Genomic DNA, 14,961 nt, shown 5'->3' with positions numbered 1-14,961 from the left:
AAATATGATTTGGCTGGGGTTTGTATGTTGTGCAAGAAAAAGCTTATCATTTTAAACCCAATCTTCTTCCACATTCTTTTTATCTTTAAGCATCCATGGAATGACAAAATAAAGAGCAATCGCAATCCCTGTTGCCAGTACTCCGGTCCCAATCCACAAAGTATTAAATCCTAATTTCTCTGCAATCAGGGTTCCTATATAAGGTGTAATGATAAATGCTATGGAAAAAGATATCCCATTCAGTCCCATGTAAGCACCTTTATTATTGGCTCCGGAACGCAATGCCGTGATGGTTGACATAAAAGGAAGTGTCCAGATTTCCCCGATACAAAGCAGTGTCATAGAAACCAATAAAGTAATCATACTATAATCAAAAGCCATCATGGCATAGGAAAACCCACAGATAAGTGTTCCTATCAGCATGGTAAACGCAAGACTAAAATACTTTTCCGCAACCTGTACCAACCCCATTTCCAACAGAACAATCAGGAATCCGCTATAGCCAAGAATATAACCGATATTCTGCTGGCTCAAATGTGCAGTATCTTTATAAAAAATTGTTAACGTACTGAATAACTGGAAGAAACAAACAGAAAACAGCATACATAATATACAGTAAATCAAAAACTTACCATCCTTATAAGGTGAATTCTCTTTTTTAATTGCTATAGTCTCTTTTACTTTTTTTGCTTCCTGTTTAGCCCGTTTTGCGCGGCCTTTAAAGAACCAGATATACATTAATCCTGCCAATAAAGCAGCCAAAGCATTACTATAAAACAAAAATTCATAAGAAATAGCAGACAGGATTCCTCCCAATGCAGGACCTATGGAAAATCCTAAATTAACGGCCATACGGTTCAGTGAGAAAGCTCTGGTTATATTTTCGGGCTTCGCATACTTTGTAATCGCTACCGAGTTTGCCGGACGGAATGTTTCACTTACAATACTCTGAGCGAGGATAATTCCCGCTAAACCTACTTCGGTTTCAAATAAAGGAATCATACAGAACAAAGGCACACTGAGCAGTAAACTCAAACTCTGTACCCTATATTCACCAATTTTATCCGTGATCATTCCACCAAACCATGAACCAATAACCGAACCGATTCCAAAAAAGCTAAGAACTATTCCTGAATTCTCAATACTAAAATGTAAATGATCTGTCATATAGACTCCCAAAAAAGGAAGTACCATAGAACCTGCCCTGTTGATGAGCATTACCAACGCCAGCATCCAACTCTCCTGCGAGAGTCCTTTGAAAGAACTCGTGTATACGTTTATTAGTTTCACAATAATATTTTGGGGGAAAATTTGAAAGTGCAAAGTTAGGTAAAAATAGCCTCAAACACCTTTATTTTAAGCCTTTTTTATAAATAACGTTCATAAAAATAAACAATTGGCTGTATCCTAATAAAAACGAATATTTTTGATACATAAGATCTAAAAGCATTTATAAAATTCGTAAATTGCAGCAACGACAGGCTTCTTAATCTTATTTTTTTTAAAAACACCTATAAAAAATCAATCAATACCTAAGAATGGTAACCTACGAAAACTTACACGATACTCTTTCTTTTTACAGTATTGACTGTCGCCAATCCTACTATATCTCCTCCGGAAAAGCCATTTTTGAATTTCCTAAAGCTTCCTTCAGAATGGATTACTATGCCCTGTGCATCTGTACTGCTGGAGAAGTAAGTCTTGAAATAGACCATCGTCAATATAAAGCCGATGCCCACAGTATTCTGGTTGCTGCTCCATCTACTATTGTAAAATTCCTGAAAACCAGTCAGGATTTTATGATGAAACTATTATTCTTCGACAAAAATTTTCTGATCAAAAATATCTCGAACCCTTTTATCATCGAGAAAATGAACCTGTTTTCCATGGGTTCTTACAGCATTGTAAAAACTACGCACAAAAACTCTTTGGTTTTGCAGAATTTACTGAACTATCTCAAAAAGAAATCCAGAAAACAAGGAAAATTCAAAGAAGAAATTGTTCGTACCATTATTTTCAATCTTCTGCTGGAAACTGCAGAAATTATAGAAGCGAAACATTCTACAGATTCTGATAAGGAAGAAGGTAGAAAAGATCTCTATCTTAAATTCAGTCAGCTGATCCGGGAAAACATCAGACAACACAGAACAGTTCAGTTTTATGCCGATCAGCTCTGTGTCTCCAACAAATATCTTATTGAAATCATTAAAAAAGCCAGTGGAAAGACTCCTCACGAGGTTATAGATGAAGCCCTGTTGAAAGAAGCTTACGTTATGTTAGGAAATCCGGACCTTACTATCTCGGAAATAGCTTTTGAGCTTCAGTTCAATTCTACTTCTGCCTTTGGCCGTTTTTTCAAAAAACATACTTCCGTTTCGCCTTCTGAGTATAGAATAACAGAAAATATTAAGTCGTAGGAATTTCGGGACACTAATTCTGACATTAGGGATATACATTGCATTTTGAATAGAGGTACCTTTATAATGTTCATTAAAACAAGACAAAATGAGTACAATCAATTCAAAATTCGACAAAGTTTTAAATACCTCTGATCAGTTTGGAAAAGTAAACCACGAACCGGATTCAAGCAAGGAAGTTCAGATTAACACCCCTGAAAAGACAATGCCTTTTTCAGACCAGATCGGAAACTATCAAAGAAATAAAGGAATCCCTTTACAATCCTACGAAAACAGTAAAATCTATATTGTCGGAAGCGGAATTGCAGGGATGTCTGCAGCCTATTATTTCATCCGTGACGGTCATGTTCCAGGAAAAAACATCATTTTCCTCGATCAGCTTGCGATTGAAGGCGGCTCGCTAGACGGAGCCGGAAATGCAAAAGATGGGTATATCATCCGTGGCGGACGTGAAATGGATATGACTTATGAAAATCTATGGGATATATTCCAGGATATTCCCGCGCTGGAATTGCCTGCACCTTACAGTGTTCTGGATGAATACCGCCTCATTAATGATAATGATCCAAACTATTCTAAAGCAAGATTAATTCATAATCAAGGACAGATCCAGGATTTCAGTAAATTCGGATTGGAGAAAAAAGACCAGCTGGCTATTGTAAAACTTTTATTAAAGAAAAAAGAGGAACTTGATGATCTCAGCATTGAAGATTATTTCTCAGAATCATTCCTGAACAGTAATTTCTGGTTCTTCTGGCGTTCTATGTTTGCTTTTGAAAACTGGCATAGTTTATTGGAACTAAAACTGTACATGCACAGATTCCTTCACGCCATTGATGGTATGAAAGATTTTTCATGCCTCGTATTTCCGAAATACAACCAATATGACACCTTTGTTACCCCTTTAAAGAACTTCTTAGTGGAAAAAGGAGTACAGATCCAGTTTAATACTTTGGTAAAGGATCTTGACATTCATATTAATACGGAGGGAAAAACAGTAGAAGGTATTATTACTGAACAAAAAGGAGAAGAAGTGAGAATACCGATCGGTAAAGATGACTATGTGATTGTGACCACCGGATCTATGACCGAAAGTACTTTCTACGGAGATAATAATACTGTTCCTGAAGTAACTATAGATAACAGCAGTGCCGGACAAAGTGCCGGATGGAAATTATGGAAAAATCTGGCAGCCAAATCTGAAGTTTTCGGAAAACCTGAAAAATTCTGTAGCCATATTGAAAAGTCATCATGGGAATCTGCAACATTAACGTGTCGTCCTTCAGCATTTACTGAAAAGTTAAAAGAATTATGTGTGAATGATCCTTATTCCGGAAAAACAGCTACAGGAGGTATTATCACCATTACAGATTCTAATTGGGTGATGAGTTTTACCTGCAACAGACAGCCACACTACCCTACCCAGCCGGATGATATCCTTGTAGTATGGGTATATGCCTTATTGATGGATAAAGAAGGAAATTACATCAAAAAAACAATGCCGGAATGTACCGGGAACGAAATCCTTGCTGAACTATGCTATCATCTTGGAATGACAGATCAACTGAATAACGTTATTGAAAACACAATTGTACGTACGGCATTTATGCCTTATATCACCTCTATGTTTATGCCTAGAGCCCACGGAGACCGTCCGAGAGTGGTTCCTGAAGGGTGTACCAACTTAGGATTGGTGGGACAATTCGTAGAAACCAATAACGATGTGGTATTTACAATGGAAAGTTCTGTAAGAACAGCCAGAATTGCCGTATACAACCTTCTTAATCTTAACAAACAGGTTCCGGATATTAATCCGTTGCAGTACGACATCCGACATTTACTAAAAGCTACTCAGGCATTAAATGACTATAAACCTTTCCTGGGAGAAGGAATTCTAAGAAAAATCCTGAAAAACACTTACTTTGAGCATATATTGGTTGACCGCCCTGAAGAAAAAGAGGAGCATGAATCTTTCTTTATGGAGCAGGTTGGTAAATTCCAGGACTGGATTAAAGGGGTGAAAAGCTAAAAATTTGGGCAATTAATGTTAGAAAACGCAAAGGCGAAAGGATTTTATCAATGATAGAATTGAATACTTAATTGCTACGAATGCGCGAATTATTTTATGCATTTATGGTAGAAAATAAAAAGCAGGACTTATTTCCAAGTCCTGCTTTTATCTTTATTGATTCCTAAACTATTAAGGCTTATAAGAATCTTTTAGTGTTACTGTACGGTTAAATACCAATGCCGTATCCGTAGAATCCTGATCTTTTGTAAAGTATCCGATTCTTTGGAACTGAAGCGGTTCTCCAACAGCTACATCCTTCAGGCTTGGTTCAGCAAAACCTTGAATTGTAGCTACAGATTCAGGATTGATGAAATTTAAGAAGTCTACATCCTTCTCAGCATCCGGCTGCTCTACCGTAAACAATTGGTTGTAAATTCTTACTTCTACAGGGATCGCATGTTTAGCAGATACCCAGTGAAGTGTTCCTTTTACTTTTCTTAAACTTTCTTCTGTTCCGCTTCCAGACTTACTCTTCTCATCATAAGTAGCATAGATGGTTGTGATTTCTCCATTTTCATCTTTCTCTACTCTTTCAGCTTTGATGATATATGCTGATTTTAAACGAACTTCTCCACCTAATTTCAGTCTGAAGAATTTATTATTAGCTTCTTCTTTGAAGTCTTCACGCTCAATATATAACTCTCTCGAGAAAGGAACTTCCCTGGTTCCTGCATTTTCCTGTTCAGGATTATTTTCAGTTTCTACCCATTCTTCTTTATCTTCAGGATAGTTTTCTATTACTAATTTTACAGGATCTACTACTGCCATTACACGTTTAGCTACCTTATTCAGGTCTTCACGCACGCAGAAATCAAGTAACTGAATCTCGATAAGGTTTTCTCTTTTTGCCACCCCAACTTTATCAATAAAGTTTCTGATAGAAGTTGCTGTAAAACCTTTTCTTCTCATTCCGGAAATGGTAGGCATTCTTGGATCATCCCATCCTGTTACAACTCCTTCCGCTACCAATCTTTGTAGTTTTCTCTTAGAAGTAATCATATAAGAAACGTTCATCCTTGCAAATTCTCTCTGCTTGTTTTTAACCTTTCCCTCTTCGTAAACCTGATCTAAATACCAGTTGTACAACGGTCTGTGATTTTCAAACTCCAAAGAACAAAGCGAATGCGAAATTTGCTCAATATAATCGGATTCACCATGAGCCCAGTCGTACATTGGATAAATTTTCCAAGCCGTACCTGTTCTGTGGTGAGGCTTATTCAAAATTCTATACATCACGGGGTCACGCATATTCATGTTTGGTGAAACCATATCGATTTTTGCACGAAGAGACATTGAACCACTTTCAAATTCTCCATTTTTCATCCTTTCAAATAAATCTAAAGACTCTTCAACAGGACGGTTTCTGTATGGAGATTCAATTCCTGGCTCTGCAGGATTTTTTCTTTGCTCGGTAATCACATCAGACGGCTGCTCATCTACATAAGCTTTTCCTTCTTTAATTAATTGTACTGCCCAATCGTAAAGCTGCTGGAAGTAATCGGATGCGTACAAAACTTTATCCCATTTGAAACCTAGCCATTCAACATCTTTCATGATAGAATCTACGAATTCCTGCTCTTCTTTTTCAGGATTCGTATCGTCGAAACGAAGGTTTACGGGAGCATTGTATTTTTCACCCAGACCAAAGTTGATGCAAATGGCTTTTGTATGCCCTACATGCAGGTAACCGTTTGGTTCAGGTGGAAAACGGAAACGGATCTGATCTTTATTCAAACCGTTCGCCAGATCATCTTCAATAATTTGCTCAATAAAATTGAGTGATTTTTTTTCTTCTTCCATTAAATTAGCTTTTGTTTTATAGCAAAAAAAGTGGTACAAAGTTACGGAAAAATAAGCGTTTTTGAAAATGTTAATTTTGTAGCAGTATGCATTGTAATTCAGTATTTTTCATTAATTTAGGAAAAGCTAAAACCATCGTACCAAATTATCGCTTATGGCTGTTTATATCTTAAGCAATCGGAAAATTGTCCGTCATAAAGGTGAAAAAGTAGATTCTTTTTCCAATGACGAATATTCAATTCCTAATTTCAGAATTGCAAAATGTGATTTTGATAATTATAAGGAACCTACTGCTGCAGCCAAAAAGAAAAAAGACTACACCAACAGAAATATCCTGAATTACACACTGTTCTCTGAACCTGAAAAGCAAGGCTATGAAGAGGTTTTGGAAGTTCTGTTACGTGAGAAAGGAATCAAAGAATCCCCTCTTACAGCCAATAATCTTGGCGGAACCCAACGGCTATTTTACGAACTTTATAAAAATATGTCTGCCACCAAGGAAAGAAGTGACGTATTGATATTCATCCATGGTTATGCTTATGATTTTGATGATGAATTAAAAGCTATGATTGATCTTAAAAAGCTTTTCATTGATAATCCTGCCTCTCCTGTTGAACATATTTTATTTGTGAGCTGGCCTGCCTCCAGCAGCATTGTGCCATTGACTTATTTTGATGATAAGGCAGCCAGTATCAATTCCGGAACATCATTGCTGAGACTGTTTTATTTTTATACCCAATTTTTAAAGGATATTTTTTCCAACCGCGATCTGGTTCCCTGCAACCAGAGAATTCATATCGTGGCTCATTCCATGGGAAACAGGGTTCTTCAAAGTATGTTATATAGCCTTAAAAGGGAAAACATTCTCAGAGTGATTGACCAGGTGATTCTGCTTAATGCTGACGTTTCCTATAAGGTATTTGAAGACTCTGAAGATTCTTTCAATAAACTACCGTTGCTTGCGAACCAGATTTCTATTTACCTGAACAGGCAGGATCTGATTCTGGGAATATCACAATTTACTAAGAATATTCTTACTCCAAGACTGGGCAAAAACGGGCCAAGTGATATCACTCCTTATAAAGATATCGTTTCTATCATCGATTGTACTTTCGTGAAAGATGATGTATTAAGTAGCTTCAAATTTGAAGTTGGAAATCATTGGGGATACCTTTCCAGTTCACAAGTACAGAGCGATATTTTCCAAAATTTATATGGGATAGATAGGAACCTTATCAGTAATCGAATTAAAGAAAACGAAAATGTTTTCACAATTATTTCTTAATAATTAATTAAAAAAATACTATAAAAATCAATCCTATGTTAAAGTTACCACAGACCTGACAAATGGCATAATGATTGCCAATTCAAATAATAGAGAATTACAATTTTTTTTATCATGGAAAAGATTAAAAAAAGGTTTTCTTATATTTTAACTTATATAAAGAAAGCTATTTTCATAAAAGATGTGATTTAAATTAATAATAAACTTCAAAAAAATCGATTAATTATCCGATCCTAAAATTACTTTATCCTTTAAATATCTCCGGACTACGCCTATATAATTCCTACATCTACTTTTGCAGGGATTTTTTTCAATGATTCAATGTAATGACTGATAAGTGATATATTTCAACTTTCGTTTTTGACATATTGATATAAAAATTCTATTATTTTGTTAAAAATCAATAAAATAATTCACCATATGTTGTATAATTTAAAATGATTTTAGATATTTACTTATCAAACAAATTAAAATATTTACAATGAAAAACCTCAGAAAATTAAACAAAGGAGAATTAAAAAAGATTAATGGAGGAAGACCACCTCTTGGATGCAACAATTGGGATCCGGAAGCCGCATGCTGCAGATCATGGGCAGAAGGATACTGTGGTGGAAAAACCTGCCCAAATTCACCACCTCCATATTGCTAATTAACATGCTCAACTAAAATCATCTCATTTCTGAAATCTAAACAACATTCAGAATTATTTACAAATAAAGCTCCAATGCCTAAACTTTGTGGCATTGGGCTTTGTATTATATTCAAAATTAAATCTAATTACTAAAAATAACAATCATGAAAAATCTAAAAAAACTAGAAAAAAAAGAATTAAAAACTATTAATGGAGGAGATATCCCGGAAATCCCAATGGGCTGCGACAGATGGGATTTTAAAGCCAGATGCTGTAAAGAGTGGGATTCTGAGCACTCAGGTAACCAAACTTGTTAATTCATATATATATTGAATCCGGCTCATTTCCAAGATCTGAACCGGATTCAAAATGATTGATAAATAAAGCTCCAATACTTAAGCTTCATGGATTGGATCTTTATGAAACATCCATGAAAGTTTCTCTACTTTATAACTTTCATTCATTAAGCATTTACAAATTAATCAAAACCCAATATTAACTATGAAAAATCTGAAAAAACTAGAAAAAAGAGAATTAAAGACTATTAATGGGGGAAATATCCCAGTAGTACCCATAGGCTGCAATATATGGGACTCTAGAGCCAGATGTTGCAAACAATGGGATTGGGAACATTCAAATAATCCAACTTGCTAATTCAATTCTATATCCTTGAACCACAACAGCTCATTTCTGAGATCTAAACTGGATTCAAAATTATTGACAAATAAAGCTCCAGTGCCTAAACCTTGTGGCATTGGATTTTTTTTTGTGAAGGTATATTGTGCAATAGCATTTAAGCCGATATTACTTTCTAGCGCCGAAGTAATCCACCAACCTACATTCTGTGTTTCTGCCATAGAGATCCACTCATCAGTACCGGCAAAACCACCTACCAAAGCTGGTTTCAAAATAATATACTGTGGCCTTATAGTTTCTAAAAGCTTTTTCTTCTCTTTAGAATCTGCAATTCCGATCAATTCTTCATCCAAAGCAATAGGAGTAGGTGTCTGAGCACACAATTCTGCCATATCAGTCCAGTTACCGGCTTTAATAGGCTGCTCAATGGAATGAATATCTAAATCTGCCAACTGCTGAAGAACTGTTGCGGCTTCTTCTTTACTGAATCCGCCATTGGCATCTACCCGAAGCTCCAGCTGATCTTTTGAGAATTTTTCTCTTAATTTTTGAAGAATAACGTGTTCAGATTTCCAATCAACCCCGATTTTTAATTTGATACAATGAAATCCTTTTTCGAGTTTATCCTGAATCTGTTCTTCCATATACTCAACATTGCCCATCCAGATCAATCCATTGATGGTAATGGCAGACTTCCCTTCAGTAAACTCACTTGGAAAATAAAGATTCCCTTCAAATTTTAAGTTCCGAACAGCCTGTTCATATCCAAACCATAAGGATGGAAAATCTTTTAATTCTTCTTTCAGGAAGTCCGGGTTTTGGTCAATATTTTCACAAAGCCATTTTAACTTCTCTTCATAATCTGGTCTGTCATCAAAGCTCAGTCCTCTGAAGATGGCACACTCCCCTATTCCTTGCTTCCCATTTTCTGAAATTTCAAGAATAAAGGTTTCCTTATCAAGCAAAACGCCGCGAGATGTTCCACTCGGGCGTTTGAATTCTAATAAATATTTAAAATAGGATGCTTTCATTATTTTACGCTGTCAATACGCATAAATTCTTCTGCTTTCTCCACCATATCGATGCTTCCGCAGAAAAACGGAATTCTCTGGTGAAGTTCTGTAGGTTCTACTTCCAGAATTCTTCTGAAACCATCCGTAGCTTTTCCACCTGCCTGTTCAGCAAGGAAAGCCATTGGATTACATTCGTATAATAATCTTAATTTACCATTAGGAGCCTGGGAATAAGATGGGTAAATATAAATACCACCTTTCAGCATATTTCTATGGAAATCTGCTACCAGAGAACCGATATATCTGGAAGTATAAGGACGGTCTCCTTCTTCCATCTGACAATATTTAAGATAATTTTTCACTCCCTGAGGGAACTTGATATAGTTTCCTTCGTTGATGGAATAGATTTTCCCTGTTTTTGGGAAAGTCATATTAGGATGAGAAAGATAATATGTTCCCAAAGATGGGTCTAAGGTAAATCCGTTCACTCCGTTTCCTGTTGTATAAACAATCATGGTAGAAGAACCATAAATTACATATCCTGCTGCAATCTGATTCACTCCTTTTTGTAAGAAGTCTTCCAGCTGTACCGGAGTTCCAGGTTCTGTAACTCTTCTGTAAATTGAGAAAATGGTTCCTACAGAAACATTCACATCGATATTTGAAGATCCATCCAAAGGATCAATCAACACTACATATTTACTTAAATGACCGTTTTCTCCACATTTAATATCAATGAAATCATCATTTTCCTCAGAAGCAATACCACAAACAACCTCTCTTTGAGATAGAGCCGTAATAAAAATCTCATTTGCAATTACATCTAATTTCTGCTGTTCTTCACCTTGAATATTCTGGTTTCCTGCAGCTCCTGTAATATCTACAATTCCGGCTTTATTTACTTCTCTGTTAACCACTTTCGAAGCCAATCTTATTGCACTTAGAAGACGAGAAAATTCACCTGTTGAATACTGAAAATCGTCCTGCTTATCGATAAGAAATTCTCCTAAAGTCTGTAATGGTTGATTTGACATATTTTTCTTTTTACGTTTTCCCCAAATTTCGGAAAATTTATTGCATTAAGAAAATTTAATTACAAAAGAGATTACAACCTGTATATCAACACGGTACATATTAAACAAAACATAATATTAGATATCAGCCTATGATTATCCTTCCCATTTCGTTATCCCAGAGCAATGAAAAATTCAGATTCTTTATTTTAGTGGAAAGCACAAATGGAAAATGAAAAAAGGAACCTATTATATTGTACTTATTTCTAACCCGCCCTTTAGTTTTTAACTGCTTCAAAGTGCCATTCTGAACACAGACATACAAGTCTGCGAACGTAGTTCAGCAATGTAGTGAAGAGTCTTAATCGTTTGATATTAGAGATTCTTTGTTTCTCTCAGAAATGACAAAGTCTATTTTTCTGACTTTTGAGGCAGTCCATTTCTATTGAATTCTCAATACTGCCAGTTACAACTTCTCACTCCGGTATTAAAAAAATAATTATCAAATAAAAGTATGGGATAAATAAGACTCCCTGTATATCCTAATTCCCTCTATTCCTGCATTCAAACGTTGTCATATATTTTATTCAAGAGTATTTTAAGGAAATCTTAATTCTCTGGTTTCATCAGCCTATTTCATATCTCGTTGTAAATTTATAATTTTGACGTCCGTAAAAAACTCATGTAATTTTTATCTAACAATTTTATTTTTAACAATTTAATGAAAATTTTCAAGTTTGGTGGCGCGTCTGTGAAAGACGCCGACAGTGTGAAAAATGTGTCCATGGTTCTAAAAAGCCAAGGATTTGCCAAGTGTTTGCTGGTAATTTCAGCAATGGGCAAGACGACCAATGAGTTGGAAAAAGTTGTAGAACTTTATTTCAAGAAGGATAACTATCAAACTGAGATTGAAAAGATAAAACGAAAACACATTGAGATTGCGGAGGGTCTTTTTCCTGAAAATCATGCGGTTTTTGCTGAAATCAATCTCTTTTTTGACGATATTGATTCTTTCTTAAGAAGAAATAAGTCTCCTAATTACAACTTCGTATATGACCAGGTGGTAAGCTGCGGAGAAATGATTTCTACCAAAATCCTAAGTGAATATCTGAATGAGATCCAATTTACTAATCAGTGGCTGGATGCCAGAGATTATATTAAAACTGATAATTCCTACAGAGAAGGTACTGTAGATTGGGTAAAAACTGAAGAGTTTATTTCCAATTTAAATCCTGAAATCTGCTATGTAACACAAGGTTTCATTGGTTCTGATGACAATAACTTTACCGTAACATTAGGAAGAGAAGGTTCTGACTACTCTGCTGCGATTTTTGCATACTGTTTAAAAGCTGAAGCGATGACGATCTGGAAGGACGTACCAGGTGTAATGACTGGAGATCCTAGAAAATTCAATGATGTATCTCTGCTTTCCAACATCTCTTATGAAGAGGCTATTGAAATGGCTTATTATGGGGCAAGCGTAATTCACCCAAAGACATTACAACCGCTGCAGCAAAAAAACATTCCTTTTTATGTAAAATCCTTTGTAGATCCTACCAAAGCAGGAACTAAAGTAGGGGCTTCAGACAAGAATCAGCAGGAGGAATCTTATATTCTTAAAGAAAACCAGGATCTTTTAAAGATCTCTACAAGAGACTTCTCTTTCATTGCAGAAGACCATATGAGTCTGATATTCGGATATTTATCCAAGTATAAGATCAAAGTTTCCCTGATGCAGAATTCTGCCATTTCATTGGCTTTATGTCTGGAGGATAAATTTAATCACCTTGAAGAGCTTAACGAAGAGCTTCAAAAAATTTTTAAAACCGAAGCAATTAAAAATGTATCTTTATTCACAGTAAGAAATGCGAAGATGGATCACATTGATAGATTTTACCATGAAAAAAATGTATTATTGGAACAAATTTCCAAGAATACTCTTCAAATGGTAACACAATAATATTAATTGCGACTAAACACACATGAGTTTAATTTCGAAAAACGATCTGATCAAAGCTTCCGGCTTAAGTAAAATTGGGTTTCTAAAGAACCCGGTAGCATCTGCTGTGATGAGCATTGCTAAAATAAATGAAGTAAATAAATTATACGACAAATTAAAAGATAAGGAAGGCAAAGACTTTTTCGACTCATTTGTAAGAGAAAGAAACCTAAGCTATGTAGCTTTTGAAGAGGATCTGGCAAAAATTCCGAAGACAGGACCGTTTGTTCTGGTTTCCAATCATCCACTGGGTGCTATTGACGGAATTTTGATGTGCAAGATCTTATCAGAGGTTCGTCCGGATTTTAAGGTAATGGGAAATTTCCTTTTGGAAAAGATCAAACCTATGGAACCGTACGTAATCGCTGTAAATCCTTTTGAGAACAGAAAAGAAGCTTATAGCAGCTCTTCAGGAATGCGAGAAACACTCAAGCATTTACAGGATGGAGGCTGTGTAGGTATTTTTCCGGCGGGAGAAGTTTCAAACAAGAACAATCCTTATGGAGAGATTTTAGATAAAGAATGGGAAAAAACGGCACTTAAGCTTATCAGAATGGCTAAAGTGCCTGTTGTTCCTATGTATTTCCATGCAAAGAACAGCCGCCTTTTTTATCAGGTAGCTAAACTTCACCCAAGCTTGCAAACTCTTATGCTTCCTGCAGAAATGATGAATGATAGAGAAAAACCTATCAGAATCAGGATTGGAAAACCAATCTCTGTAAAGGCTATGGATGAGATGGAAACCATTGAGGAGCTGGGAGAATTTCTGAAACGTAAGGTTTATATGATGAAATCTTACTATGAAAAAAGAAAATCTCTTGCCCAAAGCATTAATCTTCAAAATCTATATGTAAAATTCCCTTTACTAAAAGAGGAAAATATTGTTCAGAACATCATTGATGAAACTCCAATTGAAGACATTACAAAAGATGTTGACAAACTTAGAGGAACTGACAAAATGTTGTTCAGCAACGGAAATTATGAGATCTACTTTACGACTTACGAGGAAATCCCTTCCATTATGAGGGAAATCGGACGCCAGCGAGAGTTAACTTTCCGTGCGGTTGGAGAAGGAAGTAATCTTCCGTTTGACCTTGATGAGTATGATAAGCATTACCACCACCTGTTCCTTTGGGATAATGGTGAGAAAAAGCTGGCCGGAGCCTATAGAATGGCACTGGGTAGAGAAGTAATGAAAAAATATGGCATCAAAGGCTTTTATACGAGCTCTTTATTTGAGTTTGAACAGGATATACACCCTTTCTTTAAAAAGGTGATCGAAATGGGACGTGCTTACATCTGCCAGGAATACCAGCAGAAACCACTTCCACTTTTCCTTTTATGGAGAGGTATTGTGCATGTATGTCTTAGAAATCCTGATCATAAGTTCCTGATGGGAGGAGTAAGTATCTCCAATAAGTTCTCTGAGTTCTCCAAATCTCTGATGATCGAGTTTATGCGTTCCAATTATTTTGATTCTGCTGTAGCTCAGTATATCACTCCGAGAAATGAGTATAAGGTAAAACTTCGTGACCGAGATAAAAGTCTTTTCTTTGAGGAAATGGAGTCTGACCTTAATAAACTGGATAAGATCATTGATGATCTTGAACCAGAACTGAGACTTCCTGTTCTGATAAAAAAATACATCAAGCAAAACGCTAAAGTGATTGCTTTCAATGTTGATCCAAACTTTAATGATGCGATTGACGGATTGATGTATATCAGAATCAGTGATCTTCCTGAAAGTACGATCAAACCGGTATTGGAAGAGATGAGTGATCAGATCAGAAAAGAGCAAGAAAATAATACAACTGATAATCAATAGGTTTTTAGTTTAAATCAAAAAAAGTACGATGAATACTTGCTTTGTATACCAAAACTTACTACTTTTGCAACACTTTAAAACAACGAAGTAAGACAAACAAAAATATAATGGTTTCTTAGCTCAGTTGGTAGAGCAATGGATTGAAAATCCATGTGTCCCTGGTTCGATTCCTGGAGAAACCACTTTAAAACCTCTGATTTTTCAGAGGTTTTTTTGTTTCCAACCACAAACGCTCGAATTATCAATATTGGATCAAGCGCAAAAGTTACTT

The 14,961-nt window shown here is 35.8% G+C and carries 12 protein-coding genes and 1 tRNA gene; 9 read left to right on the top strand and 4 right to left on the bottom strand.

The window, feature by feature from the left end; translation table 11 throughout:
• Positions 1-51 precede the first annotated feature (51 nt).
• On the bottom strand, positions 52-1,233 hold the full coding sequence (locus J2772_RS07845) for an MFS transporter (protein ID WP_209915920.1): 1,182 nt from the start codon (positions 1,231-1,233) through the stop codon (positions 52-54).
• A 305-nt stretch (positions 1,234-1,538) separates the two neighbouring features.
• Between J2772_RS07845 and J2772_RS07840 the strand changes: the two genes are divergently transcribed.
• Together J2772_RS07840 and J2772_RS07835 are read left to right on the top strand one after the other, a co-directional pair.
• Positions 1,539-2,417, top strand: coding sequence for a helix-turn-helix domain-containing protein (locus J2772_RS07840; RefSeq protein WP_209915385.1), 879 nt, complete (start codon positions 1,539-1,541; stop codon positions 2,415-2,417).
• A gap of 88 nt (positions 2,418-2,505) precedes the next feature.
• Positions 2,506-4,446, top strand: coding sequence for an oleate hydratase (locus J2772_RS07835; RefSeq protein WP_209915383.1), 1,941 nt, complete (start codon positions 2,506-2,508; stop codon positions 4,444-4,446).
• 171 nt (positions 4,447-4,617) lie between these two features.
• On the opposite strand, the gene J2772_RS07830 is transcribed toward J2772_RS07835, so the two are convergent.
• Positions 4,618-6,288: a glutamine--tRNA ligase/YqeY domain fusion protein gene (locus tag J2772_RS07830; protein ID WP_209915381.1), complete on the bottom strand. Its 1,671-nt coding sequence runs from the start codon at positions 6,286-6,288 to the stop codon at positions 4,618-4,620.
• 154 nt (positions 6,289-6,442) lie between these two features.
• Between J2772_RS07830 and J2772_RS07825 the strand changes: the two genes are divergently transcribed.
• The 4 genes from J2772_RS07825 (at position 6,443) to J2772_RS24405 (ending at position 8,858) form a co-directional block, all read left to right on the top strand.
• The gene (locus J2772_RS07825; protein ID WP_209915378.1) at positions 6,443-7,573 is read left to right on the top strand and encodes an alpha/beta hydrolase; all 1,131 of its coding nucleotides are present in this window, start codon (positions 6,443-6,445) and stop codon (positions 7,571-7,573) included.
• Positions 7,574-8,054: 481 nt separating this feature from the next.
• On the top strand, positions 8,055-8,222 hold the full coding sequence (locus tag J2772_RS07820) for a bacteriocin-like protein (protein WP_209915376.1): 168 nt from the start codon (positions 8,055-8,057) through the stop codon (positions 8,220-8,222).
• Between the two features lie 146 nt (positions 8,223-8,368).
• Positions 8,369-8,521: a bacteriocin-like protein gene (locus tag J2772_RS07815; RefSeq protein ID WP_209915374.1), complete on the top strand. Its 153-nt coding sequence runs from the start codon at positions 8,369-8,371 to the stop codon at positions 8,519-8,521.
• Between the two features lie 184 nt (positions 8,522-8,705).
• Positions 8,706-8,858: a bacteriocin-like protein gene (locus tag J2772_RS24405; protein WP_410494394.1), complete on the top strand. Its 153-nt coding sequence runs from the start codon at positions 8,706-8,708 to the stop codon at positions 8,856-8,858.
• Here J2772_RS24405 and J2772_RS07810 read toward each other — a convergent pair.
• Both J2772_RS07810 and fbp read right to left on the bottom strand, forming a co-directional pair.
• The gene (locus J2772_RS07810; protein WP_209915372.1) at positions 8,855-9,871 is read right to left on the bottom strand and encodes an o-succinylbenzoate synthase; all 1,017 of its coding nucleotides are present in this window, start codon (positions 9,869-9,871) and stop codon (positions 8,855-8,857) included. The two genes, J2772_RS24405 and J2772_RS07810, sit on opposite strands and share 4 nt — an antisense overlap.
• Positions 9,871-10,887, bottom strand: a complete 1,017-nt coding sequence (fbp, locus tag J2772_RS07805; RefSeq protein ID WP_068944199.1) for a class 1 fructose-bisphosphatase — start codon at positions 10,885-10,887, stop codon at positions 9,871-9,873. Before fbp ends, J2772_RS07810 begins: the two co-directional genes overlap by 1 nt.
• Positions 10,888-11,587: 700 nt before the next feature.
• Here fbp and J2772_RS07800 point away from each other — a divergent pair.
• The 3 genes from J2772_RS07800 (at position 11,588) to J2772_RS07790 (ending at position 14,872) form a co-directional block, all read left to right on the top strand.
• Complete coding sequence (locus J2772_RS07800) at positions 11,588-12,826, top strand: aspartate kinase (RefSeq protein ID WP_209915370.1); 1,239 nt, start codon at positions 11,588-11,590, stop codon at positions 12,824-12,826.
• Positions 12,827-12,848: 22 nt separating this feature from the next.
• Entirely contained in the window at positions 12,849-14,690 is a 1,842-nt protein-coding gene (locus tag J2772_RS07795; RefSeq protein ID WP_209915368.1) for a lysophospholipid acyltransferase family protein, read from the top strand.
• Positions 14,691-14,799: 109 nt separating this feature from the next.
• Positions 14,800-14,872: transfer RNA gene (locus J2772_RS07790), tRNA-Phe, on the top strand.
• The last annotated feature ends 89 nt before the right edge of the window (positions 14,873-14,961 follow it).

This window comes from Chryseobacterium jejuense, assembly GCF_017877355.1.
Lineage (GTDB): Bacteria > Bacteroidota > Bacteroidia > Flavobacteriales > Weeksellaceae > Chryseobacterium > Chryseobacterium jejuense_A.
This window is presented reverse-complemented; position numbering and strand designations above follow the sequence as displayed.